Source organism: Halorarius litoreus, from assembly GCF_024362405.1.
Lineage (GTDB): Archaea > Halobacteriota > Halobacteria > Halobacteriales > Haloarculaceae > Halorarius > Halorarius litoreus.
On sequence record NZ_CP101454.1, the window covers coordinates 2,779,163 to 2,799,839 of the forward strand.

At 65.9% G+C, this 20,677-nt stretch carries 21 protein-coding genes and 1 tRNA gene; 10 read left to right on the forward strand and 12 right to left on the reverse strand.

Going from position 1 to position 20,677, the window contains the following annotated elements:
- The first annotated feature begins 5 nt into the window (after positions 1-5).
- The gene (locus NL126_RS14615; RefSeq protein WP_255195618.1) at positions 6-284 is read left to right on the forward strand and encodes a hypothetical protein; all 279 of its coding nucleotides are present in this window, start codon (positions 6-8) and stop codon (positions 282-284) included.
- A gap of 89 nt (positions 285-373) precedes the next feature.
- Here the strand turns inward: NL126_RS14615 and NL126_RS14620 are convergent, their stop codons facing one another.
- The 5 genes from NL126_RS14620 to NL126_RS14640 form a co-directional block, all read right to left on the reverse strand.
- A complete protein-coding gene (locus tag NL126_RS14620; RefSeq protein WP_255195619.1) occupies positions 374-2,206 on the reverse strand; it encodes an FAD-binding protein in 1,833 nt (610 codons plus the stop codon).
- A 37-nt stretch (positions 2,207-2,243) separates the two neighbouring features.
- Positions 2,244-3,140, reverse strand: a complete 897-nt coding sequence (locus tag NL126_RS14625; protein WP_255195620.1) for a succinate dehydrogenase/fumarate reductase iron-sulfur subunit — start codon at positions 3,138-3,140, stop codon at positions 2,244-2,246.
- Positions 3,137-3,508: a succinate dehydrogenase/fumarate reductase transmembrane subunit gene (locus NL126_RS14630; RefSeq protein WP_255195621.1), complete on the reverse strand. Its 372-nt coding sequence runs from the start codon at positions 3,506-3,508 to the stop codon at positions 3,137-3,139. Before NL126_RS14630 ends, NL126_RS14625 begins: the two co-directional genes overlap by 4 nt.
- Position 3,509: 1 nt before the next feature.
- Positions 3,510-3,902, reverse strand: a complete 393-nt coding sequence (gene sdhC, locus NL126_RS14635) for a succinate dehydrogenase, cytochrome b556 subunit (protein WP_255195622.1) — start codon at positions 3,900-3,902, stop codon at positions 3,510-3,512.
- Positions 3,903-4,010: 108 nt separating this feature from the next.
- Positions 4,011-5,027 (reverse strand): succinylglutamate desuccinylase/aspartoacylase family protein, encoded by a 1,017-nt coding sequence (locus tag NL126_RS14640; RefSeq protein ID WP_255195623.1) that lies wholly within the window; start codon positions 5,025-5,027, stop codon positions 4,011-4,013.
- 110 nt (positions 5,028-5,137) lie between these two features.
- Here NL126_RS14640 and NL126_RS14645 point away from each other — a divergent pair, with 110 nt between their 5' ends.
- The 3 genes from NL126_RS14645 (at position 5,138) to NL126_RS14655 (ending at position 7,931) form a co-directional block, all read left to right on the forward strand.
- Positions 5,138-6,505, forward strand: a complete 1,368-nt coding sequence (locus tag NL126_RS14645; RefSeq protein WP_255195624.1) for a putative ATP-dependent zinc protease — start codon at positions 5,138-5,140, stop codon at positions 6,503-6,505.
- Positions 6,506-6,624: 119 nt separating this feature from the next.
- On the forward strand, positions 6,625-7,197 hold the full coding sequence (locus NL126_RS14650; protein WP_255195625.1) for a DNA-3-methyladenine glycosylase family protein: 573 nt from the start codon (positions 6,625-6,627) through the stop codon (positions 7,195-7,197).
- Between the two features lie 53 nt (positions 7,198-7,250).
- A complete protein-coding gene (locus NL126_RS14655) occupies positions 7,251-7,931 on the forward strand; it encodes a DUF4336 domain-containing protein (RefSeq protein ID WP_255195626.1) in 681 nt (226 codons plus the stop codon).
- On the opposite strand, the gene cysE is transcribed toward NL126_RS14655, so the two are convergent.
- The 3 genes from cysE to NL126_RS14670 all read right to left on the reverse strand — a co-directional run bounded on the left by cysE (position 7,913) and on the right by NL126_RS14670 (position 11,338).
- Entirely contained in the window at positions 7,913-8,461 is a 549-nt protein-coding gene (gene cysE / locus NL126_RS14660; protein WP_255195627.1) for a serine O-acetyltransferase, read from the reverse strand. The two genes, NL126_RS14655 and cysE, sit on opposite strands and share 19 nt — an antisense overlap.
- A 238-nt stretch (positions 8,462-8,699) precedes the next feature.
- Positions 8,700-9,854 carry an acyl-CoA dehydrogenase family protein gene (locus NL126_RS14665; RefSeq protein WP_255195628.1) on the reverse strand — a complete coding sequence of 385 codons (1,155 nt, stop codon included), beginning with the start codon at positions 9,852-9,854 and terminating at the stop codon, positions 8,700-8,702.
- A gap of 326 nt (positions 9,855-10,180) precedes the next feature.
- The gene (locus tag NL126_RS14670) at positions 10,181-11,338 is read right to left on the reverse strand and encodes an acyl-CoA dehydrogenase family protein (RefSeq protein ID WP_255195629.1); all 1,158 of its coding nucleotides are present in this window, start codon (positions 11,336-11,338) and stop codon (positions 10,181-10,183) included.
- 132 nt (positions 11,339-11,470) lie between these two features.
- Here NL126_RS14670 and NL126_RS14675 point away from each other — a divergent pair, with 132 nt between their 5' ends.
- The 6 genes from NL126_RS14675 (at position 11,471) to NL126_RS14700 (ending at position 17,465) form a co-directional block, all read left to right on the forward strand.
- Positions 11,471-13,441, forward strand: a complete 1,971-nt coding sequence (locus NL126_RS14675) for a 3-hydroxyacyl-CoA dehydrogenase/enoyl-CoA hydratase family protein (RefSeq protein WP_255195630.1) — start codon at positions 11,471-11,473, stop codon at positions 13,439-13,441.
- Positions 13,442-13,594: 153 nt separating this feature from the next.
- On the forward strand, positions 13,595-14,287 hold the full coding sequence (locus tag NL126_RS14680) for an NUMOD3 domain-containing DNA-binding protein (protein ID WP_255195631.1): 693 nt from the start codon (positions 13,595-13,597) through the stop codon (positions 14,285-14,287).
- A 55-nt stretch (positions 14,288-14,342) separates the two neighbouring features.
- Positions 14,343-14,449 (forward strand) — tRNA-Glu (locus tag NL126_RS14685).
- A 78-nt stretch (positions 14,450-14,527) separates the two neighbouring features.
- Complete coding sequence (locus tag NL126_RS14690; protein ID WP_255195632.1) at positions 14,528-14,707, forward strand: hypothetical protein; 180 nt, start codon at positions 14,528-14,530, stop codon at positions 14,705-14,707.
- Positions 14,708-14,821: 114 nt separating this feature from the next.
- Complete coding sequence (locus tag NL126_RS14695; RefSeq protein WP_255195633.1) at positions 14,822-15,229, forward strand: Hsp20/alpha crystallin family protein; 408 nt, start codon at positions 14,822-14,824, stop codon at positions 15,227-15,229.
- 259 nt (positions 15,230-15,488) lie between these two features.
- Entirely contained in the window at positions 15,489-17,465 is a 1,977-nt protein-coding gene (locus tag NL126_RS14700) for an AMP-dependent synthetase/ligase (RefSeq protein WP_255195634.1), read from the forward strand.
- Here NL126_RS14700 and NL126_RS14705 read toward each other — a convergent pair.
- The 4 genes from NL126_RS14705 to NL126_RS14720 all read right to left on the reverse strand — a co-directional run bounded on the left by NL126_RS14705 (position 17,462) and on the right by NL126_RS14720 (position 20,656).
- On the reverse strand, positions 17,462-18,118 hold the full coding sequence (locus NL126_RS14705) for a helix-turn-helix domain-containing protein (RefSeq protein ID WP_255195635.1): 657 nt from the start codon (positions 18,116-18,118) through the stop codon (positions 17,462-17,464). The two genes, NL126_RS14700 and NL126_RS14705, sit on opposite strands and share 4 nt — an antisense overlap.
- A 115-nt stretch (positions 18,119-18,233) precedes the next feature.
- Complete coding sequence (locus tag NL126_RS14710) at positions 18,234-19,670, reverse strand: DASH family cryptochrome (protein WP_255195636.1); 1,437 nt, start codon at positions 19,668-19,670, stop codon at positions 18,234-18,236.
- Between the two features lie 47 nt (positions 19,671-19,717).
- On the reverse strand, positions 19,718-20,092 hold the full coding sequence (locus NL126_RS14715; RefSeq protein WP_255195637.1) for a secondary thiamine-phosphate synthase enzyme YjbQ: 375 nt from the start codon (positions 20,090-20,092) through the stop codon (positions 19,718-19,720).
- Positions 20,093-20,116: 24 nt separating this feature from the next.
- Positions 20,117-20,656: a DUF7344 domain-containing protein gene (locus NL126_RS14720; RefSeq protein WP_434084167.1), complete on the reverse strand. Its 540-nt coding sequence runs from the start codon at positions 20,654-20,656 to the stop codon at positions 20,117-20,119.
- Positions 20,657-20,677 lie beyond the last annotated feature (21 nt).

The following is a 20,677-nucleotide window of genomic DNA, read 5'->3' on the forward strand; positions in this document are numbered from 1 at the left end:
CAGGCATGTCGGGGACTATCGGTAGGCTACTCGCAGCTCCGTTCCGGCTGGTCGCTGGGCTACTTCGGGGGCTGCTGTTGCTCGTGAAGCATACCCTCCGGGTGCTCGCCGGTGTGTTCAGGGGGGTGCTGAAAACGATTCCACTCGGCTTGAAACTGGTTCGCGCTGCCTTCGCCGGCGCCTGGAAGCTCCTTCGCGTGACCGTGCGGCTGACGGCGAAGCTGCTGCAGGGCCTCGTCACCGTAATCCTGTTCCCGTTCCGCGTGGTGCTCGGCAACGACTGAGAGTCTTCGCGTTCGGAGATCCGACCGTCGGCAGGACTGCTACTGCGAACGCCCGAGCGGATGTCTCCACCAGACGGTGGAGGTGAGATTCAGTAGGAGCGGATCTTCGGCTCGTACTTCTTGTCCGCGCCCTCGAGGATGACGTTCGTGTAGTAGATGTGCGGCTGGCCGTCGTTCCACGCGATCATCGTGTGCTTGAGCCAGTTCTCGTCGTCGCGCTCCTGGTGTTCCGCGCGCCAGTGGGCACCGCGGAACTCGTTGCGGGCGAGCGCGCCGAGGGTGATGGTCTCGGCGACGTCGATGAGATTGCGCGTCTCGATGGTGTGGATGAGGTCCGTGTTGAACGTCCGGGAGGGGTCCGCCACGGCGACCTCCTGGTAGCGTTCGCGGCACTCGCGGATGGCCTCGAGCGCCTTCTTCAGCCCCTCCTCCTCGCGGAACACGTTGACCCAGCGGGTCATCGCGTCCTGGAGGTCAGAGCGGATGTCGGCGTGGTTGACGCCGTCGCGCTCCATCAGGGTCTCGATGCGCTCGCGCTCGCGCTCGAGCGCACGCTCGACGACCGCGTCCGCGTCCGCCAGTGCTCCACCGTCCGCCGCGACGTCCGGGTCCGGCTGGTCGATGGCGCCCGGCGCGACGGGCGTCTCGATGTCCGTCTCCTCCTCGATGGAGGCGGAGGGACCGGTCTTGATCTCGGCCTCGCCGAGGTCCTTGCCGGCGGCGTGGCGGCCAGCCATCGCCCCGAACACGATGAGTTCGGGCAGCGCGTTGCCGCCGAGTCGGTTGGAGCCGTGGACGGAGACGCAGGCACACTCGCCTGCGGCGTAGAGTCCCGAAATGCAGGACTCGCCGTGCTCGTTCACCTCGATGCCGCCCATGTGGTAGTGCTGGCCGGGTTTGACTGGCATCGGCTCTTCGAGGCCGTCGACGCCCTCGAAGTCCTCCGCGAGGTGGAGGATGTTCTCGAGGCGGTCCGTGATGCGCTCCTCGCCGAGGTGGCGCATGTCGAGATAGACGTACTCGTCTTCGATACCGCGCCCGTTGTTGACCTCCGTCAGCTCGGCGCGCGAGACCACGTCACGGGAGGCGAGTTCGCCGGCGTTGTTCGCGTAGCCGCGTTCGAACATGAACCGCTCACCCTCGCTGTTGTAGAGGATACCACCCTCCCCACGGACACCCTCGGAGATGAGGACGCCCGTCGAGGGGAGCGTCGTCGGGTGGAACTGGACGAACTCCATGTCCTCCAGCGGCACCCCGGCACGATAGGCCATCGCCGGGCCGTCGCCGGTGTTGGCGACGGCGTTGGTCGTGTGGTCGAACGCCTGCCCGTCGCCACCGGTCGCGAGGATGACGCCACCGGAGGCCTTGAACCCGACGAGGTCGCCGCTCTTGATGTCGTAGGCGATGCAGCCATGACAGGAGCGCTCTTCGGGGTCCTCCTCGCCGGTGACGGCGAGGTTGATGACGTAGAACTCGTCGTACACCGTGATGCCGCGCTTGACGACCTGCTCGTACATCGTGTGGAGCAGGTGGTGGCCGGTCTCGGCACCCGCGTACGTGGTGCGGGGGAACGAGAGCCCGCCGAAGGGGCGCTGGGAGACGCGACCGTCGTCCTCGCGCGAGAACGGCATCCCCCAGTGCTCCAGTTGAATCGTCTCTTCGGGGCTCATCTCACAGAGGGTCTCGATAGCTGGGGCGTCGCCCAGGTAGTCCGAGCCCTTCATCGTGTCGTAGGCGTGGTCGTGCCAGTCGTCGCCGTCGCGCAGCGCGGCGTTGATGCCGCCTTCGGCTGCACCCGTGTGCGAGCGCACCGGGTGGAGCTTCGTGACGATGGCCACGTCGGCCCCCTCCTCGTGGGCCGCGATGGCCGCTCGGAGACCGGCGCCCCCACCGCCGACGACGATGACGTCGTGTTCGTGCATGGTTTTGAGTTAGGATTTCGTTGACTTCAGGGTGTCTCTACCAGAACTTCAGGTTCTTCTTCACGGCCTCGCGCTTCAGTTCCTGAATGTGTTCGGTGAGCGGGATGTCCTTCGGACACACCTCGGTGCAGGAGAACTGGGTCTGACACCGCCAGACGCCGTGTTCCTGCTCGATGATGTTGAGGCGGTGCTCTTTGAGGTCCTCGCCCTCGCGGTCGTCCATCGCGAACCGGTAGGCCTTGTTGATGGCCGCGGGACCGAGATACTGGTTGTCGCCCGCCGCGATGTTACACGAGGACATACACGCGCTACACCAGATACACCGCGTGGACATCTTGATCTTCTCACGGTTCTCGCGGGTCTGCCGCTGTTCGTTCAGGCCGCTCGGGAGGTCCTCGTCCTGGAAGTACGGCTCGACGGCCTCCATCTGGTCGTAGAAGTGCTCCAAGTCGACGACGAGGTCCTTGACGACCTCGGCGTGCGGGAGCGGCTCGATGCGGACCGTCTTCGGGATGCCCTTGTCGGCCAGGTCGGCGACCTGCGTCTTGCAGCCGAGACACTGGCTGCCGTTGACGAACAGCGCGTCGGAGCCACAGACGGCCTGCCGGCAGGAGTGCCGGAACGTGAGCGACGAGTCGTAGGAGTCGCGGGCCCACATCAGCGCGTCGAGCACGGTCATCCCCTTCTTGAACGGGACGGTGAAGGTGTCGAACCGCGGCTCTTCCTTCTCGGGCACTTCGGGGTCGTAGCGGAACACCTTCAGCTCGACCGTGCGGTCGGCCTTCTCGAGTGCCGCCTGTGCGCGGCGGCGCGTCTCCGCACCGAAGTCCTGGTCTTCGGCCTCGGGTGCATCCGTGGCTTCGGACTCGGCCTCCGGTTCTGGTTCCGGCTCCGGTTCGGTCTCGGTCTCTGTCTCGGGAACTTGCGTACTCATGCGAAGGAAACACCTGCCATGACGAGCGCGAGGCGGACGATCTGGATGGACAGCACGAGCGCCGCGATGACGAGCACGTACTTCATGACGCTCTTGCCCGTGCCGTCGAGCCCCTGATTGACGAGCGCGTTGTAGACCCCGTTGACGCCGTGGAACGTCGCCGTGAGGCCGAACGCGATCATCGTGATCAGGTAGCCCGGCTGCTGCATCCGCATCTGCGTCCCCATGAACGTCACTTCGGCCGCGTGGTTAACGAAGTGAAGCGTCATGAAGTGGAACGCGAGCACGACGACGAGGAACGCCGCCGTCAGCCGCTGGAGCAGCCAGCGCGACCCCTTCCGGTCGAACGAGGAGTACTGTTCCGCCATATCAGAACGCCCCCGCGAGGAAGGTTGGGACGCTGGCGACCACGATTGCCCCCGTGAGCACCAGCGACGCGTAGAAGCTCTTGTCCTGCGATTCTAGTCCGACGCCGAGGTCGACGAACAGCAGTCGGACGCCGTTGAGGATGTGGAACACCGCGACGGCGAGGAGGCCGACCTCGAGGATCCGGACGACGAGCAGGCCTTCGAGGGCCTGGATCGTCTGGGTGTAGGTCGTAGCGTCCACCGTTGCGGTCGAGAGGACCGCGATGTGGGTGAACAGGTACCCGATGAGCACCCACCCGGTGAACTTGTGGAAGACCCAGGCCCACATGCCGGCGGAGAACTCGGTCCACCGGCCGAAGTCCTCGATGAGGCCTCGGTCGTACGATTGACTCATGCACCTGTGTCTCAGGGTCGGCTTGTCATAGTAGTTACTACCTTGTCGCGCCCTCGCGGCGGTGCCTGCCGGCTTTACGCTGTCACGACTGTGAGCCACGTCCGTGAGTTACGACCGCGAGAGTCGTGCCTGCTGGCGCTCGAGCGCGGTCCGGATGCGGTCGTCGAGTTTCACGAGGTGACACAGCGGGTTCCCCGGGTACACCAGCGGGTTCTCGAGGATGCCTACCAGCAGCCCCGTGAACGGCGCGGTGACGACATCGTGGTCCTCCTTGAACGGGTTCGTGATGGTACAGACGCGGTCGCCTTCCTCGACGAGTGCACCTCGGTCGTGGTGCATCTCGACCAGCCCACCGGTGTCCGCCCGAAGCCATGTCTTCTCGCCGGCATCCTCGATGACGGTCCGCCAGCCGGGCCACGCCACCATCTGCTCCTCGCGGAGCCCGAACTCCGCGAGCACCGAGAGCGTCCCGGCGAGCGCCTGGTCGATGAGATCGCGCTGGAAGCGGTGCGCCTCGCCCATCTCGATGGTGATGGTCGGGATACCCGCCGCGGAGGCCTCCGTGCGGAGCGAGCCCTCCGGACCTTCGCTCGCGATGATGACGTTCGAGGCGAAGGCGTTCGCGACACGGGCCACGTCAGGGTTACCCATGTCGGCGCGGACGTGCAGCATGTTGGTTCGTCCGCGGGTCGAGGTGTGGAAGTCGAGTCCGAGGTCGCAGGGTTCGATGAAGTTGCGGAACACGCGGTTGGCGATGCGCTTCGCGCTCGTCGAGCCGGGGTCGCCGGGAAACGAGCGGTTCAGGTCGCGGTCGTAGATGGGGAGGTACCGCTCCTGGGCGATGAAGCCGGGGACGTTGAGGACCGGCATACAGACGAGCGTCCCGCGGAGCTCCGAGTGGTCCCAGTCGTGGGCGACCTCGCGGACGACCTCGATGCCGTTGAGTTCGTCACCGTGGGCGGCCGCCGAGAGGAACACCGTCGGTCCCGGCCGCTCCCCGTTGATGATGGTGACGGGGACCTTGATGGCGTCCCCGAGATACGTCTCGGAGACGGAGTACCGGATGTTCTGTGTCTCACCCGGCGCGACGATGCCGCCGTCGTACGTGAACGCGCCGTCGGTCATACCGACCGTCGGGCGCGACTACATATAAACCACCCCGGCTCGGTGACCGGGTTGCAGCCCCACACAGGAGTACCGTCAATTCTTTCCGACCCCCCGTCGCGCTGTGAACTATGACCGACGAGACCGACGACATCACGGTTGGGGTGCTGAGTCTCCACAACTCGAAGGAGACGAAGGCCATCCTGAACGCGGTGGACGACCTCGGCTACGGGACCGAGTGGCTGCGCGCAGAGACGCTCTCCGTCGACATCGACGACGGCGAAGTGACGCTCGACCCGGACGTCGACATCATCGTCAACCGCCTGTTGCTCTCGAAGGAAGAACAGCCCGCGGAGGCGCTGGGGCTGGCGACGATGCTCGACCGGATGCGCCCGATGCTGAACCACCCGATGGAGACGATGACCGCGATGCACAAGTTCGCGACCGGCACCGCGCTCGCGAACGCCGGGCTCCCGGTGCCGGACGCGTACATGGCGCTCTCCGCGGAGGGGCTCAACGCCGACCGCGAGAAGTTCGGCGAGGAGGTCGTCTACAAGACCGCCATCGGCACCCACGGCGGCGGGACGTGGAAGGTGTCGGCGGACGACCCGGTCAACCCGATGGTCGGGTCGCGCCAGGCGTTCCTCCAGCGGTTCATCGACCACGACGAGGAGCGACACTCGGACCTGCGCATCTACACCGTCGGCGAGAAGGTCGTCGGCGCCATGAACCGCTACGCCCCCGAAGGCGAGTGGCGGACGAACGTCGCGCTCGGCGGCGACGTCGAGGACGCGGGCGACGCGCTCACCGACGAGGTCGCGACGATGGCGAAACACGCCGCCGACGTCGTGGGGCTCGACTACGCCGGCGTCGACATCGTCGAGGGTGAGGACGGCTACTACATCCTCGAGGTGAACCCGACCGCGGGGTTCAAGGGGCTGTTCAAGGCGACCGGTCGCTCTCCGGCGCCGTTCATCGCCCGGCTCGCCATCGAGCATGCCGGTGGCGAAGTCGACCAGGAGCGGGTGTACGAACTCGCGGCGACGCTCGACGACTCGCGGCCGGCGTGTATGCCACGCGAGCCCACACAGAAGTACGAGGAGACGACCGCCATCGGCTACATCGAGGAGGTCGTCGCCATGGGGACCCGCGGCTCGAAGACCGTCCTCGCGAAGTCCGACACGGGCGCGACCCGCACGAGCATCGACGCGCGACTCGCCGCCGAAATCGGGACCGGCCCCATCAAGGACATCGTGAAGATCAAGTCCGGCTCGGTGAAGAGCGGGCGCTCGCGCCCGGTCGTCGACCTCGTCGTCGGCATCAGCGGCCGCCAGCACACGGTCACCGCGAGCATCGAGGACCGCTCGCACATGGACTACCCCCTCCTGCTCGGGCGCGACATCCTCCAGCACTACCACGTCGACGTGCGCCGCCGCGCCGACGAGGACGCCGAGGGTGTCTCCGGCGAGAGCGAGGAGGAAGAGGACTACCTCGAGTAACCCGACACCGACTCCTGCGGCCCGTCTCGATTCTCGTTCGCCTCCCCACTGACGAGCGACGCGTTCGCTCTGCCGAGCGAGGCCGGGAGCCTCATTAGCCTCCCATACCCACTCGGGACATGGACGCGGCACACGCGGCGCTGCGCGAGGACCCGGAACTCGCTCCGCTCGTCGAGGCGCACGGCCCCATCGCGCTCGAACCGGCCGACGACCCGTTCGCGCGGCTCGTCGTCGCGATCATCAACCAGCAGCTCTCGGTGCAGTCGGCCGCCGCCATCCGGGAGCGGGTGTTCGAGCAGGTGGACGTGACACCCGCGGGCCTGCTGGCCGCGGACGACGCTGTTCTCAGAGACGCGGGGCTCTCCGCCCAGAAGATCGACTACGTCCGGAACATCGCCCGCGCCTTCGAGGACGGGCTCTCCCGCGAGCGGCTCGCTGAAATGAACGACGACGAGGTGGTCACGGCGCTCACCGAGATCAAAGGTGTGGGGGAGTGGACCGCGAAGATGGCGCTCATCTTCGTCCTCGCACGCGAGGACGTGTTCCCGGTCGAGGACCTCGGCATCCGCAAGGGGATGGACGCGCTCTACGGCTTCGACGAGGACGACCGCGCGGGGATGGTCGACCACGCCGAGCGGTGGCGCCCCTACCGGTCGTACGCGAGCCGCTACCTCTGGCGCGCGGTCGACTGACGCTCCGACCGCCTCGGCGACACGGCTTTGCCCGGTCGTGTCGACAGTGTGGCATGGTCCGGCACCTGGCGACGGACATCTGGGTCCACGAGGAGCCGCTGCAGTTCTTCCGGCTCGAGATCGGGCGGCTGATGACGGTGATACGACTCCCCGACGGAGGGTTGTTCGTCCAGTCACCCGCTCAGCTGACCCCCGACCTCCGTCGCCAGCTGGACGACCTCGGGGAGGTCCGGTTCGTCGCCGCCGGGAGCAAACTCCACGGCCACCTCTACATGGAGCAGTACCGGGCCGCGTACCCCGACGTGGAACTGCTCGCCGCGCCGGGGCTCGCGGCGCGGCGTACGGACCTCCGGTTCGACGCGGTGCTCGGTGACGCGCCCGACGCGCGGTGGGCCGAGTCCATCGACCAGGTCGTCCTCGACGGCCACCGCTGGATAACCGAACTCACGTTCCTCCACCGCGAGAGCGGGACGGTCGTCATGGGCGACTACGGCTACCACATCGGCCCGTCGAGTCCCCTGACGACTCGCCTCGTCGCCCGGCTCGCCGGGATGTACCGCCGCGTCGGTGCCCCGCCCGACCTTCGAGCGACCGTGACGAACGAGGCGACGCTCCGGCGCGGCATCGACGAGGTGCTGGCGTGGGAGTTCGACCGGCTCGTCCCCGGCCACGGCGAGGTCGTCGACCACGGGGCGAAGGCCCGGCTCCAGGCGGGTTACGACTGGCTAGCCTGACCGACCCGGACGCTCTCGTCGCGTGCGACCTCCTTCGCGGGGTTCCCGACCACCGTCGCCCCCGCCGGAACGTCCTTCACGACGACCGCGACCGCGCCCACCTTCGCGCCCTCGCCGACTGTAATCGCGCCGACGAGCGTGGCGTTCGCGCCGAGGGTCACGCCGTCCTCGACGGTCGGGTGGCGCTTGATGCGCTCGCTGGATTTCCCGCCGAGCGTCACGCCGTGGTACATGTTCACGTCGTCGCCGATTTCGGCCGTCTCGCCGATGACGACGCCCATCCCGTGGTCGATGAACACGCGGCGGCCGAGGGTCGCGCCGGGATGAATCTCGACGCCGGTGAGGAAGCGGACGACCTGCGAGACGAGGCGGGCGGTGAATCGCCAGTCGCGGTTCCAGAGCGGATGGGCGAGAAAGACGTGTGCCCAGACGGCGTGGAGCCCCGGATACAGCAGGGCCTCTCTCGTCGAGGTGGCGGCGGGGTCGGTTTCGAGCGCGGTGCGGATGTCTTCGCGGAGTCTGTCGAACATGGTGCTGTCGTTGAGTGGGGTAGTGAGCGGGCGAACAGTCGGGCAAGAAGGCACCTCAACAACAGCAACAGGCAGCCGGCGAGACGGCTGGCTGAGAGACGGAGCGACCACCGAGCCTGACGTGGGCGGTCAGCATGGGAAGATGTGCGCCGTCGTCGCGGTAAAAGGTGTCGATGCGAGGGGGTGCAGTTGCCGGGGGTGAGCCGAGAGAACGCGCGCGAACGTCGGGGGACCGGGATTAGAAGCCCTTGCCCTGGAGCTCGCGGGCGATGATGTTCTTCTGGATTTCGGTGGTGCCCTCGTAGATCTGGGTGATTTTGGCGTCGCGGTAGAACCGTTCGACGTCGAAGTCGTTGACGTAGCCGGCGCCGCCGTGGATCTGGACGGCTTCGTTGGCGACGTCGACGGCGACGCGCGAGGCGTACTCCTTCGCCATGGAGGCGAGGGTCGTCAGCTGGCCCTCCGCGTTGTCGACGGACCAGGCGGACTTGTACGTGAGCATGCGCGCGGCCTCGATGTTCGTGTGCATCTCGGCGAGCTTGTGCTGGATGGCCTGAAACTCACCGATGGGCTGGCCGAACTGCTCTCGCTGCTGCGCGTAGTCGAGCGCACGCTCGGCGGCACCTCGTGCGATACCGACGGCCTGCGCGGCGACTCCGGTGCGCGTCTCGTCGAAGAACTGCATCTGCTGGAGGAAGCCCATGCCCCGCGTCCCGACGAGGTTCTCTTCGGGGACGCGCACGTCGTCGAAGATGAGCTCTGCCGTGTCCGAGGCACGGATGCCGAGTTTGCCAGTGATCTTGTCGGCCTTGAAGCCGTCGCGGTCGGACTCGACGATGATCTGCGAGAAGCCGTTGTACCGGCCGTCGGCGTCGGGGTCGGTCTTACACAGCACGACGAAGTAGTCGCCGACGGTGCCGTTCGAGATCCACATCTTGGTGCCGTTGATGACCCACTCGTCGCCGTCCTTCTCGGCGGTCGTGGAGACGGAGGAGACGTCGGAGCCGGTGTCGGGCTCGGAGATGGCCGCGCCCATCACGGACTCGCCCGAGGCGATGGGCGGGAGATACTTCTCCTTCTGCTCTTCGGTGCCGAACTCGACGATGGCCTCGCTCCCGAACGCGGAAGCGGTGATACAGAAGCCGATGCCCGGGTCGGCCGCGAACATCTCCTCGACGACGATGGACGTGTCGAGCGTGTCCAGCCCGGCACCGCCGTACTCGATGGGGAGGCCGCCGCCCAGCAGGCCGTTCTTCGCAGCCTTCTCCATCACGTCGTGCGGATACTTCTCCTCGACGTCGTACTCGGTGGCGACCGGTTTGACCTCGTTCTCCGCGAACCGCCGCACCTCCTTCTGCAACTGCTGCTGTTCTTCGGATAGTTCGAAGTCCATGACTCGCAGTTACTGTTGGAACTACATAAACCCAATTCTTCCTAACAGCGTTATCCGCAAGCGAGAACCTGTCTAACGCTGGAAGCGGGTGTCGGGTGTTGGGGGTCTTTGTCGGCGCGCGGGCGATATACGGTTCGTTTATATTCGGTCGCCGAATCGCCGTGGCTCCGGGGGGGTGCAGCGCAGTATATAAATGGACTTTGTATTCGCAGAATTTTCAAAGAGAGAAATGGTTCGACCCGGGCCACAGCGTGTTCGTGCCTCGACTGCGTGGCGCAACCTCGGACGAATCGCGCGGCCAGAACCGGAAGCGTGGGAACCGTGGGTTACGCGAGGCCCTTGCCCTGGAGCTCGCGGGCGATGATGTTCTTCTGGATTTCGGTGGTGCCCTCGTAGATCTGGGTGATCTTGGCGTCGCGGTAGAACCGTTCGACGTCGAAGTCGTTGACGTAGCCAGCGCCGCCGTGGATCTGGACGGCTTCGTTGGCGACGTCGACGGCGATACGCGAGGCGTACTCCTTCGCCATGGAGGCGAGGGTGGTGATCTGGCCGTCGGTGTTCTCGACGGACCAGGCGGATTTGTACGTGAGCATGCGCGCGGCCTCGATCTTCGTGAACATGTCCGCGAGTTTGTGCTGGATGGCCTGGAACTCGCCGATAGGTTTGCCGAACTGCTCGCGTTCCTGCGCGTAGTCGAGCGCCCGCTCGGCGGCCCCCTTCGCGATTCCCACGCCCTGTGCGGCGACACCGGTTCGGGTGGCATCGAAGAACTGCATCTGCTGGAGGAAGCCCATGCCGCGCGTCCCCACCAGGTTCTCTTCGGGGACGCGCACGTCGTCGAAGATGAGTTCCGCGGTGTCGCTCGCACGGATGCCGAGTTTGCCGGTGATCTTGTCGGCTTTGAAGCCGTCGCGGTCGGCCTCGACGATGATCTGCGAGAAGCCGTTGTACCGGCCGTCGGCGTCCGGATTGGTGTCACAGAGGACGACGAAGAAGTCGCCGACGGTGCCGTTCGAGATCCACATCTTGTTGCCGTTGATGACCCACTCGTCGCCGTCCTTCTCCGCGCGCGTCGAGATGGACGCCACGTCGGACCCCGCGTGCGGCTCCGAGATGGCCGCGCCGGAGACGGCCTCACCTTTGGCGACGTCGGGGAGGTACTCTTCTTTCTGCTCCTCGGTGCCGAACTCGATGATGGCCTCACAGCCGAAGCCCGAGGCGAGGATACAGAACCCGATACCGGGGTCGATAGCGAACAGCTCCTCCGCGACGATCATGGTGTCGAGCGGCGAGTAGCCGGCACCGCCGTAGTCGAGCGGGATGGACATGCCGGTCAGGCCCATCTCGGCGGCCTTCTCGACGATGTCGTACGGGTACTTCTCCTCGACGTCGTACTCGACGGCGTGGGGGAGAATCTCGTTCTCACCGAACCGGCGGACCTCCTGCTGCATCTGTTTCTGCTCGTCTGACAGGTCGAAATCCATTCTCTCTATTATCACAATCAATCCCACATAGTTCTTCTCAAACGCACAACCCCTCGAAACGGGTTTTAGCGGCCGCAAGACCGGGCGATACGGAAAGGTTCAAACCTACGCCAACGTTCGTTGCGAACGTTCATGGAATTCGACGAGATCGAGACCATCGCGGTGCTTGGCGCTGGCAACATGGGCCACGGCATCGCCGAGGTCGCCGCGCTCGCGGGCTACGAGGTCAACCTCCGCGACATCAAAGAGGAGTTCGTCGAGAAGGGCTACGACCAGATCGAGTGGTCGCTCGAGAAACTCGCCGAGAAGGAACAGATCTCCGACGAGGAGGCCGACGCCGCCATCGAGCGCGTCACGCCGTACGTCCCCGTCGAGGACGCCGTCGAGGACGTCGACGTCATCATCGAGGCCGTCCCCGAGAAGATGGAGATCAAGAAGGACGTCTACGGCGAGGTCGAGGAGTACGCGCCCGACGAGGCGCTGTTCGCCACGAACACCTCCTCGCTCTCCATCACGGAGCTCTCGGAAGTGACCGAGCGTCCCGAGCAGTTCTGCGGGATGCACTTCTTCAATCCCCCAGTCCGGATGCAGCTCGTCGAGGTCATCTCCGGTGCCCACACCGCCGAGGAGACGCTCGAGACCATCGAGCAGCTCTCGGAGGCGTTCGGCAAGACGCCCGTCCGCGTCCACAAGGACTCGCCCGGCTTCATCGTCAACCGCATCCTCGTCCCGCTGATGAACGAGGCCTGCTGGATGGTCTCGAACGACGAGGCGACCGTCAAAGAGGTCGACTCCGCGACGAAGTTCGACATGGGCCTGCCGATGGGCGCGTTCGAACTCGGCGACCAGGTCGGCAACGACGTCACCTTCCACGTCCTCGAGTACCTCCACGAGGTGCTCGGTGACGCCTACGAACCCGCACCGTTCCTCGAGGAGACCGTCGAGGCGGAGCGGTACGGAAAGAAGACCGGCAAGGGCTTCTACGACTACGAGGACGGTGACGGCGCCGACATCCCGACGGACGCCGGTACCGAGGCCATCAAGCACCGTCTCGCCGCCGTGATGGCCAACGAGGTCGGCCACCTCGTCGAGGGCGACGTCTCGAACCCTGCAGACATCGACGAAGCCGTGATGCTCGGCGGTGGATTCCCGGACGGCCCGGCCAAGATGGCCGACGACATCGGCCTCGACACGCTCGTCGAGGCACTCGAAGCGGCCCACGAGGAGACGGGCCACCCGCGCTTCGAGGTCAGCGAGGCGCTCCGCGAGGCCGCCGAGGCGGGGGGCTTCCACGGTGGCGACGACGACGGCGACACCGTCGAGTTCACCAACATCGAGATCGAGTACCCTGGCGACATGGTCGGGCACATGATCCTCTCGCGTGAGGCCCGGATGAACACCATCAATCCGGACATGCTCGACGAGATTGCGGAAGCCGTCGACATGTTCGAGGCCGACGACGATGTCCGCGCCATCCTCATCACGGGGAAGGGCGACCGCGCGTTCTCCGCGGGCGCGGACGTCACCTCCATGGCGTCCTCGGCGGACCCCATCGACGCCATCGAGCTCTCGCGACACGGCCAGTCGACGTTCGGCAAGCTCGAGGAGACCGAACTGCCCGTGCTCGCCGCCATCGACGGCTTCGCGCTCGGTGGCGGCTTCGAGCTCTCGATGTGCGCCGACCTCCGGCTCGCCTCCGAGCGCTCGGAGATTGGCCTCCCCGAACACAACCTCGGCCTCCTGCCCGGCTGGGGCGGCACCCAGCGCCTCCAGCGGCTCGTCGGCCAGTCCCGTGCGAAGGAGATCATCCTCACCGCCGAGCGGTTCGACGCCGAGACGATGTACGACTACAACGTCGTCAACGAGGTCGTCGAGAACGACGAGTTCGAGGAGCGCGCCCACGAACTCGCCGCCGACCTCGCGGGCGGCCCGCCCATCTCGCGCCGGCTGACGAAGCGCGCGATGCACGCTGGCTGGGAGAGCGAGGAAGCCGGCCTCGAACTCGAGTCGCAGGCGTTCGGCCACCTCATCAACACCGACGACCTCATGGAGGGCATCACGGCCTTCATGGGCGACGGTGAGCCGAACTTCGAGGGGAAGTGAGGCGGACGCCGTCGGACCCTCGGTCCGACGGAAGTGAGCCGGCGTTCGAATGGAAGTAGAACCAGCGGTTTTCCGAACCGCATCTCATCGGTTTTCAACTTTTAGTTCCGCCGGCAGGCGTGGCTTCACCCCTTCCCCGTGGGAGGAGTGGATATGGAGCGGCCGTATCGCGACGAGGACTGGCTTCGGCGTCGCTACCACGACGAGGGGGCGACCCAGAAGGAGATTGCTGAGGAATGCGACGTATCGCCCCGGACCATTCGCGACTGGATGAACCGCCACGACATCGAAACGCGCGAGGTACACGGGGAGAACCACGGACTGTACGGCGAGAAGCGGAGTGAGGAGGTGAAGCGACGAATCTCCGAGACGTTACAGGGGAGAGCGTTCACCGACGAGTGGCGACGACGACTCACTGAGAGCAACCGGGGTCGGTCGTTGACAGACGAGACGCGGGAGAAGATCAGCACCTCGCTCCGGGGAACGAAACGACCCCCGGAGACACGCCGCCGGATGAGTGAGTCGACGGCGGGTGAGGCGAACCCCAACTGGCGCGGTGGATACGACGGGCGATACGGAGCCGGATGGGCGCCGGCTCGGGCTGCCGTCATCGAGCGCGACGAGGTCTGTCAGCACTGTGGCGAGGACGGGCGTGAACGGCAGCTTCACGTCCACCACATCATCCCGGTGCGAGCGCTTCGCGCTGCCGAGGACGTTCCACTGTCCGCTGCTCACGACCTGTCGAACCTCGTCCTCCTGTGTCAGCGCTGCCACGGAAAAGCCGACTACGGGAAGCTCGGGTTCCAGTCAGGAATCGACGACCCCAGAGAGTCTGGGGACCTCTGACACGCCGCATCGAGAAAGTAGCATTTATACACCGACACCCCGGAGCATGGAGTGCGCACCGTTGGTGTAGTCCGGCCAATCATCTTGGCCTTTCGACAAAATAGGGATGTTCCCTGTTTTGGAAGAAAGCCGAGGACCAGGGTTCAAATCCCTGACGGTGCACTTCTCAACGCTCACGCCACGAGTCACAGCTCGCGTCACCGCCGAAACCTTGTTACTACTTGCCACACAATGCCGGACATGGCCAAGAGTCAACGCTCCATCCCGCTCGAACACGTCGCGCCGGTGTACGTCGAGCCCGAGGACGGCTACGTGAACGTCCAGCAGGGCCACGGCGACCACACGCTCTACACGCCCGAGGAGGTCCGTGACCTCGCCGAGGAGTTGCTGGCGGCCGCCGAGACTGCCGAGCGTTCCTGACCCCTTTCTGTCAGCGGGCGACGGGTTAGCATAACGCCCGCGACGTTTAATATTTCGAACCGCCTTCTAGTGGTCGGTGAATCGCTAATGGCAATTCGACGATACCCCTTTGACATGTTCGACGAGATGGAACGGATGATGGAGAGCATGCGACGCTCGATGTACGACGGCGTCGACGACGTTCGCTCCATGGCGGGCATGGGCTCGGCCCACATGAGCCTCGAGCAGACCGACGACGGCTACCTCGTCATGGCCGACATCCCGGGCTTCGAGAAGGAGGAGATCGACCTCCGCTTCGACGACGGCAAGCTCGTCGTCGACGCCCGCCACGAGGTGACCGACGAGTCGCCCGTCGGCTCCATCTCCCGCTCGCGACACATCCACGAGGCGCTCCACGTCCCCGGTGAGATCATCGAGGACGAGATCGAGGCGACCTACCGCAACGGCGTCCTCGAGGTCTCGCTGCCCACCATGGAGGCGCCCGACGAGGACGACGACGCCCACCGCATCGACATCGACTGATCGAGGGGACGGGATGCACCGCGTGGCCGGGGGGCCACGTACAGATGTCTCACGGCTCGGTTCTCTTTGCCGTCCCCCACTCGCCTCTGGACTGTTTTCCACTCGCTTCCGGACTGTTCTCACGTGCGTGCCGCGCCCGGAGTACCGACCACCCCACGCCGGGCGAACGGCCACCGGACCACCCCACGCCGGGCAAACAGTCACCGCAGTGAATACTCCACATTGAAGTTCCCGTGGTGTAACACCACGGTAGCGACCCATGGTAGAAATCGACGCACCTTGGTTCAGGGCCGAGCAGGAGTACACCGACGAGGTGATCGGTGACTCGACGCTCGGGCGGATGTTCGAGCAGAGCGCCTCCCGGAACAGCAGCCTCGACGCCCAGTGGTACAAAGGTGGAGTCTACGACCGCTCGCTGACACCCGATGTCCTCCCGGAGCCGCCGGCCGGCGAGTTCGCCGCGCTCACCTACGAGCGCATGCAGACCATCGTCCAGTATCTCGCTGCCGGGTTCCGGGAGCTGGGGATGGAGACGGACGACCGGGTCGGCATCTACGCCGACACCCGGATGGAGTGGGCACAGACCGACCTCGGCATCCTCACCGGTGGCGGGGTCGTCACGACCGTCTACACCGAGTCGTCGCCCTCACAGGTGCAGTACCTGCTCGACGACCCGGACGCCATGGGTGTCGTCTGTGAGAACGAGTCACTCCTCGAGAACGTCCTCGAAGTCGAGGACGACCTCGACCTCCAGTTCATCGTCGTCATCGACAACTACGACGGGTACGAGGACCGCGACGACATCTACTCCCTGAAGGAGGTGCTCGACATCGGGCATGAGGCGTTCGACATCGAGGCGTACGAGGGCTGGCTCGCCGAGCGAACCCTCGAGGACACCGCGTCGCTCATCTACACCTCGGGGACGACCGGCCAGCCGAAGGGCGTCCAGCTCACCCACGGGAACTTCCGCGCGAACATCAACCAGGTGCGAAAGCGGTTCGCCCCACGGCCCGACCGCGACCCGTCTGTGCCCACCGTCTCGACGGACACTCGGGCGCTGTCGTTCCTCCCACTCGCGCACGTCTTCGAGCGCACAGGGGGACACTTCTTCATGTTCGCGTCGGGCGGGACGGTCGCGTACGCCGAGTCGGCCGACACCGTCGCCGACGACATCAAGACGGTCAAACCCACGACCGCGACGTCGGTCCCCCGCGTCTACGAGCGCATCTACGACTCGATGCGCGAGCAGGCCAGCGAGTCGCCGACGAAAGAGCGCATCTTCGAGTGGGCGCTCGACGTCGCCCGTGACTACGCCAGGACGGACGCACCTGGTGTCGGCCTCCGCGTGAAACACGCGCTCGCCGACCGCCTCGTCTTCGAGACGGTCAAAGAGCAGATGGGTGGCAACATCGAGATGTTCATCTCGGGCGGTGGCTCGCTCTCGAAGCGACTCGCCGAGATCTTCCAGGGGATGGGCCTCCCCATCTACGAGGGCTACGGGTTGACCGAAACCGCCCCCGTCGTCTCCATCAATCCGCCGGACGACCTCCGCCCGGGCACGCTCGGGCCACCGCTGGTGGACATCGAGACGAAACTCGACGAGAGCGTCATCTCGGCCGACCAGAAGGAGAAGGCGACCGGCGACATCGGCGAACTGCTCGTGAAGGGGCCGAACGTCACCTCGGGCTACTGGAACCGCCCCGACGCGACCGAAGACGCCTTCACGGACGGCTGGTTCCGGACGGGCGACATCATCGAGCAGACCGACGACGGCTTCCTGGTCTACCACGACCGCCTGAAGCAGATCATCGTACTCGACACCGGGAAGAACGTCGCTCCCGGCCCCATCGAGGACCAGTTCGCGACCTCCGACCGCATCGAGCAGACGATGGTCGTCGGTGACAACGAGAAGTTCATCGGCGCGCTGTTCGTCCCGAACTTCGAGACGCTCGGGCGCTGGGCCGAGAAGAACGACGTCGACATCCCCCGGAACAAGGCCGACGCCATCGAGGACGAGCGGGTCGTCGAGTGGATCGCCGAGGAGGTCGACGCCATCAACGAGACACTCGCGAAACACGAGCGCATCAAGGAGTTCCGGCTGGTCTCGAGCGAGTGGACCCCGGAGAACGACATGCTGACGCCGTCGATGAAGCTGAAGCGGCGCAACGTCCTCTCGGAACACGACGCGAAGGTGGCCGACATCTACGGCTACGAGACGGTCGAGGCCGACGACTAGCTGCCGACCAGCGACGAGAGGACTCGCGACTCGGCTTTTCTGAGGTGTTCGTCGACGGTGGAGGGCGCACAGTCGAGCAGTTCGGCGATGTCCTCGTGGGTCGCCCGCCGCGGAATCTCGTAGTAGCCGAGTTCGACCGCGGCCTGGAACACTTCGAGCTGGCGGTCGGTGAGCGCCGAGAGCGTGTCGCCGTTCTCGGGGGCGTACTGACCGACCTGCTCGACGCTGATGCGGACGTCGTCGGGGAGTTCGTCGATGGCCTGCCGGAGCATCTCGTGGGTGCCGACGACGGTGGTCCGGAGGCTCCCGCGACCAGTGAATTCGAGGGGCGTGTCTATCATCAGCGCGTACGTCTGGGCGAGCGCCATCAGCGACCCCGCCGGTTCGCCCGGGAGCACGTGGAGGTAGAGGTGGAAACAGTCGTCCTCGACGTCCAGCAGGTCGAGGTCGACGACGTCGGGGTGCTCTTCGAGCTCTGCGACGATCTCCTCCGGCTCTCCCCGGAGTTTGTAGAGCAGGACGCCCGTCCCGTCACCGAGCGCGTTGACGTGCATCAACGCCTCACGCGTGACTGTGGGGTTGTCGACGATGGCCTTGTCGACCGGGTGAATCGAGCCGTCGGCGGGTGTGAGTGTGAAATCGAAGTAGCGCATGCGTCCCCCGTGTGTAACGGTCTCGCCCTGAGTTGCGTCCTGAGCGAATTAGGTGTTTCGGCTGGAACAGTTTTCAAAGTAAAGCGCCCCGGCTCACCCCGGGTCCGCACTTAAGTCAGGACAGGTCGCGGTAGCGCCCTTCGACGTCGAGCATCGGCTGTGGGTAGTCGACACCCAGCTCGACGCCGTAGGTCGCCGCCAGCTCATCCGAGAGCGTCCACGGGCGGTGGGCGTAGTCGGCCGGCAGCTCCTCAAGTTCGGGGAGCCAGTGGCGGACGTACGCGGCGTTGGGGTCGTAGTACTCGGCCTGTGAGACCACGTCGAAGTACCCGTCGCGCGAGTCGTTGCCCACGCCCGCCTGATACGCCCAGTTCCCCCAGTTCGAGCAGACGTCGTAGTCGACGAGCCGCGACTCGAAGTACGCCGCGCCCCACCGCCAGTCGACGTTCAGCGCGTCGGTGAGGAACGACGTGACGTTCTGTCGGCCCCGATTACTCATGAAGCCGGTCGCGTTCAGCTCTCGCATGTTCGCGTCGACGAACGGGACGCCCGTTTCGCCGGCGGCCCACCGCGCGAACGCTTCGCGGTCGTGGTCCCAGTCTTTCCCGGCGGCATCGCCTCGAATCCCCTGCGGGCCGAAGAACCGCGCCCCGTGTTTGGCGAATTGGAACTGGAAGAAGTCCCGCCACAGCAGCTCGAAGACGAGCCAGTACGTCGACTCGTTCGCCACGCGCTCGCGCTCGTAGCGGTCGACCTCCTCGCCGATGTACCGAGGAGAGAGACAGCCGAGCGCGAGCCACGGCGAGAGCTTCGAGGAGTAGCCCGCGCCGAGCAGGCCGTTGCGCGTCTCCTTGTACTCGCGGAGTCGGTCTTCGGTCCAGACGTAGGTTTCGAGGCGGTCGAGCCCCGCGCGTTCGCCGCCCTCGAACGCCAGCACGCCTCGGTCGTCGGGTGGGGGTGCGGGCGTGACTCCCAGGTCCGTGTTCGTCGGCACGTCGCCGGCCTCGACTGTGGGCGTCTCGACGCGCTCGGGTGTGGGCTCGGTGTCGCGGCCCTCGGCCTCCTGTTCGACCTCTTTGCGCCACGGGGTGAACGTGTCCTGAATCGACTCGACGGGCGTCGGGAGGTCGTTCACGTGGTAGAGTGTGTGGGTCCAGAACCGCTCGATTGCAACTCCGTCGGCGTCGAGTGCGCGCCGGACTGCGCGTTCCGTCTCGAACTCCTCGGTCGCGGGTATCGTCTGGAAGTAGACCGCGTCGACGTCGACCTCGCGTGCGAGTCGCGGGAGTTCCTCGGTGGGTGCGCCGTGGCGGACGGCCAGTTCTCCGCCGCGCTCGCGCACCGACTCGCGGAGGTCGGCCACGCTCTCGCGGAGGAACGTCACTCGATGAGGGCCGGTCTTCGGCTCGTCGACGTACTGTGACTGCGTGAACTCGGCCGGGTCGAAACAGTAGACGGGGAGGATGCGGTCGGCGTCGCGGACGGCGGCCGCGAGCGTCTCGTTGTCGTGGACGCGGAGATCGCGTCGGAACCACACGATGGCCGTCTCCATGCGGTCTTTCGGGGCGGCTCCCCGAAAGCCGTGGAGAAAGCGGCACGCTACACGACGTCGACCGTCCGCGTCCGGGGGCCGTCACACTCCACGAGCAGCACTGACTGCCAGCGGCCGAGGTCGAGGTCGCCGTCCCGGACGGGAACGGTGACGTGCTGGCCCAGCAGGAGCGTCCGCAGGTGCGAGTCGGCGTTCCCATCCAATTCGTCGTGGCGCCAGCCCTCGTCGGGCGCGAGGTCGGCGACGAACTGCTCGATATCCTTTAGGAGTCGTGGTTCGGCTTCGTTCACCACGACCCCGGCGGTGGTGTGGCGGACGAACACGGTGACGGTGCCGTCGCGGTCGTCGGGGATGGCCTCGTGCACGCGGTCGGTCACGTCACGAACACAGGTTCGCTCGTCTGTCGAGACGTCGAAGCGCATACTCGTGGGTGGGGGGCTGGGACCTTAGCGGAACCGCTGGAACAGCACGCGGTCCTGCTGGCTGTAGACGTTGTAGGTCGCAGAGAGCATCACGGCGACGAAGAACAGCGAGGCGACGGCCGTCAGCCCGAGCTGTGACACCGCCGGGACGCCGAGCAGGATGGCGACGGTGGTGAGCATCCCGAGCAGGGCGAGCAGGAAGTAGTACTCGGCCCACGAGAGTCCGTAGCGCGGGACGACCTCCATGTACACTTCGACCTCTTTCACCTTCTCCTTCAGGGTGACGACCTTCTCCTCGTCGTCGTACTCGACGATGCCGAGGCTGTCGAGCTTCGGGAGGTGGGTCTGGTGGAGTGAGACGTACACCGATTGCCGTTTGTTGCGCGGCGCCGGGTTCTCACCGGTCTCGAGCGTCGCGACACGTTCCGAGAGGTCTCGGACGAGCATCGACCCGCCCTCTGCTTCACGGAGGCTGCGGAGGGTCAGGCGTCGACGGTCGTTGCGCAGGACATCGTGAATCTCCCCCGGGTCGAGCGCCTCCTCCGCCGGCTCGTTCGACACGATACTGCGTTTCCGGGGGAGTGT

What these genes read in the sequence shown, in the direction of transcription:
- NL126_RS14695 (WP_255195633.1), top strand. Translation starts at nt 14,822, where the DNA reads ATGTTCGACGAGATGGAACGGATGATGGAGAGCATGCGACGCTCGATG.
- NL126_RS14690 (WP_255195632.1), top strand. Translation starts at nt 14,528, where the DNA reads ATGGCCAAGAGTCAACGCTCCATCCCGCTCGAACACGTCGCGCCGGTG.
- cysE (WP_255195627.1), bottom strand. Translation starts at nt 8,461, where the DNA reads ATGTTCGACAGACTCCGCGAAGACATCCGCACCGCGCTCGAAACCGAC.
- NL126_RS14680 (WP_255195631.1), top strand. Translation starts at nt 13,595, where the DNA reads ATGGAGCGGCCGTATCGCGACGAGGACTGGCTTCGGCGTCGCTACCAC.
- NL126_RS14625 (WP_255195620.1), bottom strand. Translation starts at nt 3,140, where the DNA reads ATGAGTACGCAAGTTCCCGAGACAGAGACCGAGACCGAACCGGAGCCG.
- NL126_RS14715 (WP_255195637.1), bottom strand. Translation starts at nt 20,092, where the DNA reads ATGCGCTTCGACGTCTCGACAGACGAGCGAACCTGTGTTCGTGACGTG.
- NL126_RS14705 (WP_255195635.1), bottom strand. Translation starts at nt 18,118, where the DNA reads ATGCGCTACTTCGATTTCACACTCACACCCGCCGACGGCTCGATTCAC.
- NL126_RS14630 (WP_255195621.1), bottom strand. Translation starts at nt 3,508, where the DNA reads ATGGCGGAACAGTACTCCTCGTTCGACCGGAAGGGGTCGCGCTGGCTG.
- NL126_RS14665 (WP_255195628.1), bottom strand. Translation starts at nt 9,854, where the DNA reads ATGGACTTCGAACTATCCGAAGAACAGCAGCAGTTGCAGAAGGAGGTG.
- NL126_RS14615 (WP_255195618.1), top strand. Translation starts at nt 6, where the DNA reads ATGTCGGGGACTATCGGTAGGCTACTCGCAGCTCCGTTCCGGCTGGTC.
- NL126_RS14620 (WP_255195619.1), bottom strand. Translation starts at nt 2,206, where the DNA reads ATGCACGAACACGACGTCATCGTCGTCGGCGGTGGGGGCGCCGGTCTC.
- NL126_RS14650 (WP_255195625.1), top strand. Translation starts at nt 6,625, where the DNA reads ATGGACGCGGCACACGCGGCGCTGCGCGAGGACCCGGAACTCGCTCCG.
- NL126_RS14710 (WP_255195636.1), bottom strand. Translation starts at nt 19,670, where the DNA reads ATGGAGACGGCCATCGTGTGGTTCCGACGCGATCTCCGCGTCCACGAC.
- NL126_RS14645 (WP_255195624.1), top strand. Translation starts at nt 5,138, where the DNA reads ATGACCGACGAGACCGACGACATCACGGTTGGGGTGCTGAGTCTCCAC.
- sdhC (WP_255195622.1), bottom strand. Translation starts at nt 3,902, where the DNA reads ATGAGTCAATCGTACGACCGAGGCCTCATCGAGGACTTCGGCCGGTGG.
- NL126_RS14640 (WP_255195623.1), bottom strand. Translation starts at nt 5,027, where the DNA reads ATGACCGACGGCGCGTTCACGTACGACGGCGGCATCGTCGCGCCGGGT.
- NL126_RS14700 (WP_255195634.1), top strand. Translation starts at nt 15,489, where the DNA reads ATGGTAGAAATCGACGCACCTTGGTTCAGGGCCGAGCAGGAGTACACC.
- NL126_RS14655 (WP_255195626.1), top strand. Translation starts at nt 7,251, where the DNA reads ATGGTCCGGCACCTGGCGACGGACATCTGGGTCCACGAGGAGCCGCTG.
- NL126_RS14670 (WP_255195629.1), bottom strand. Translation starts at nt 11,338, where the DNA reads ATGGATTTCGACCTGTCAGACGAGCAGAAACAGATGCAGCAGGAGGTC.
- NL126_RS14675 (WP_255195630.1), top strand. Translation starts at nt 11,471, where the DNA reads ATGGAATTCGACGAGATCGAGACCATCGCGGTGCTTGGCGCTGGCAAC.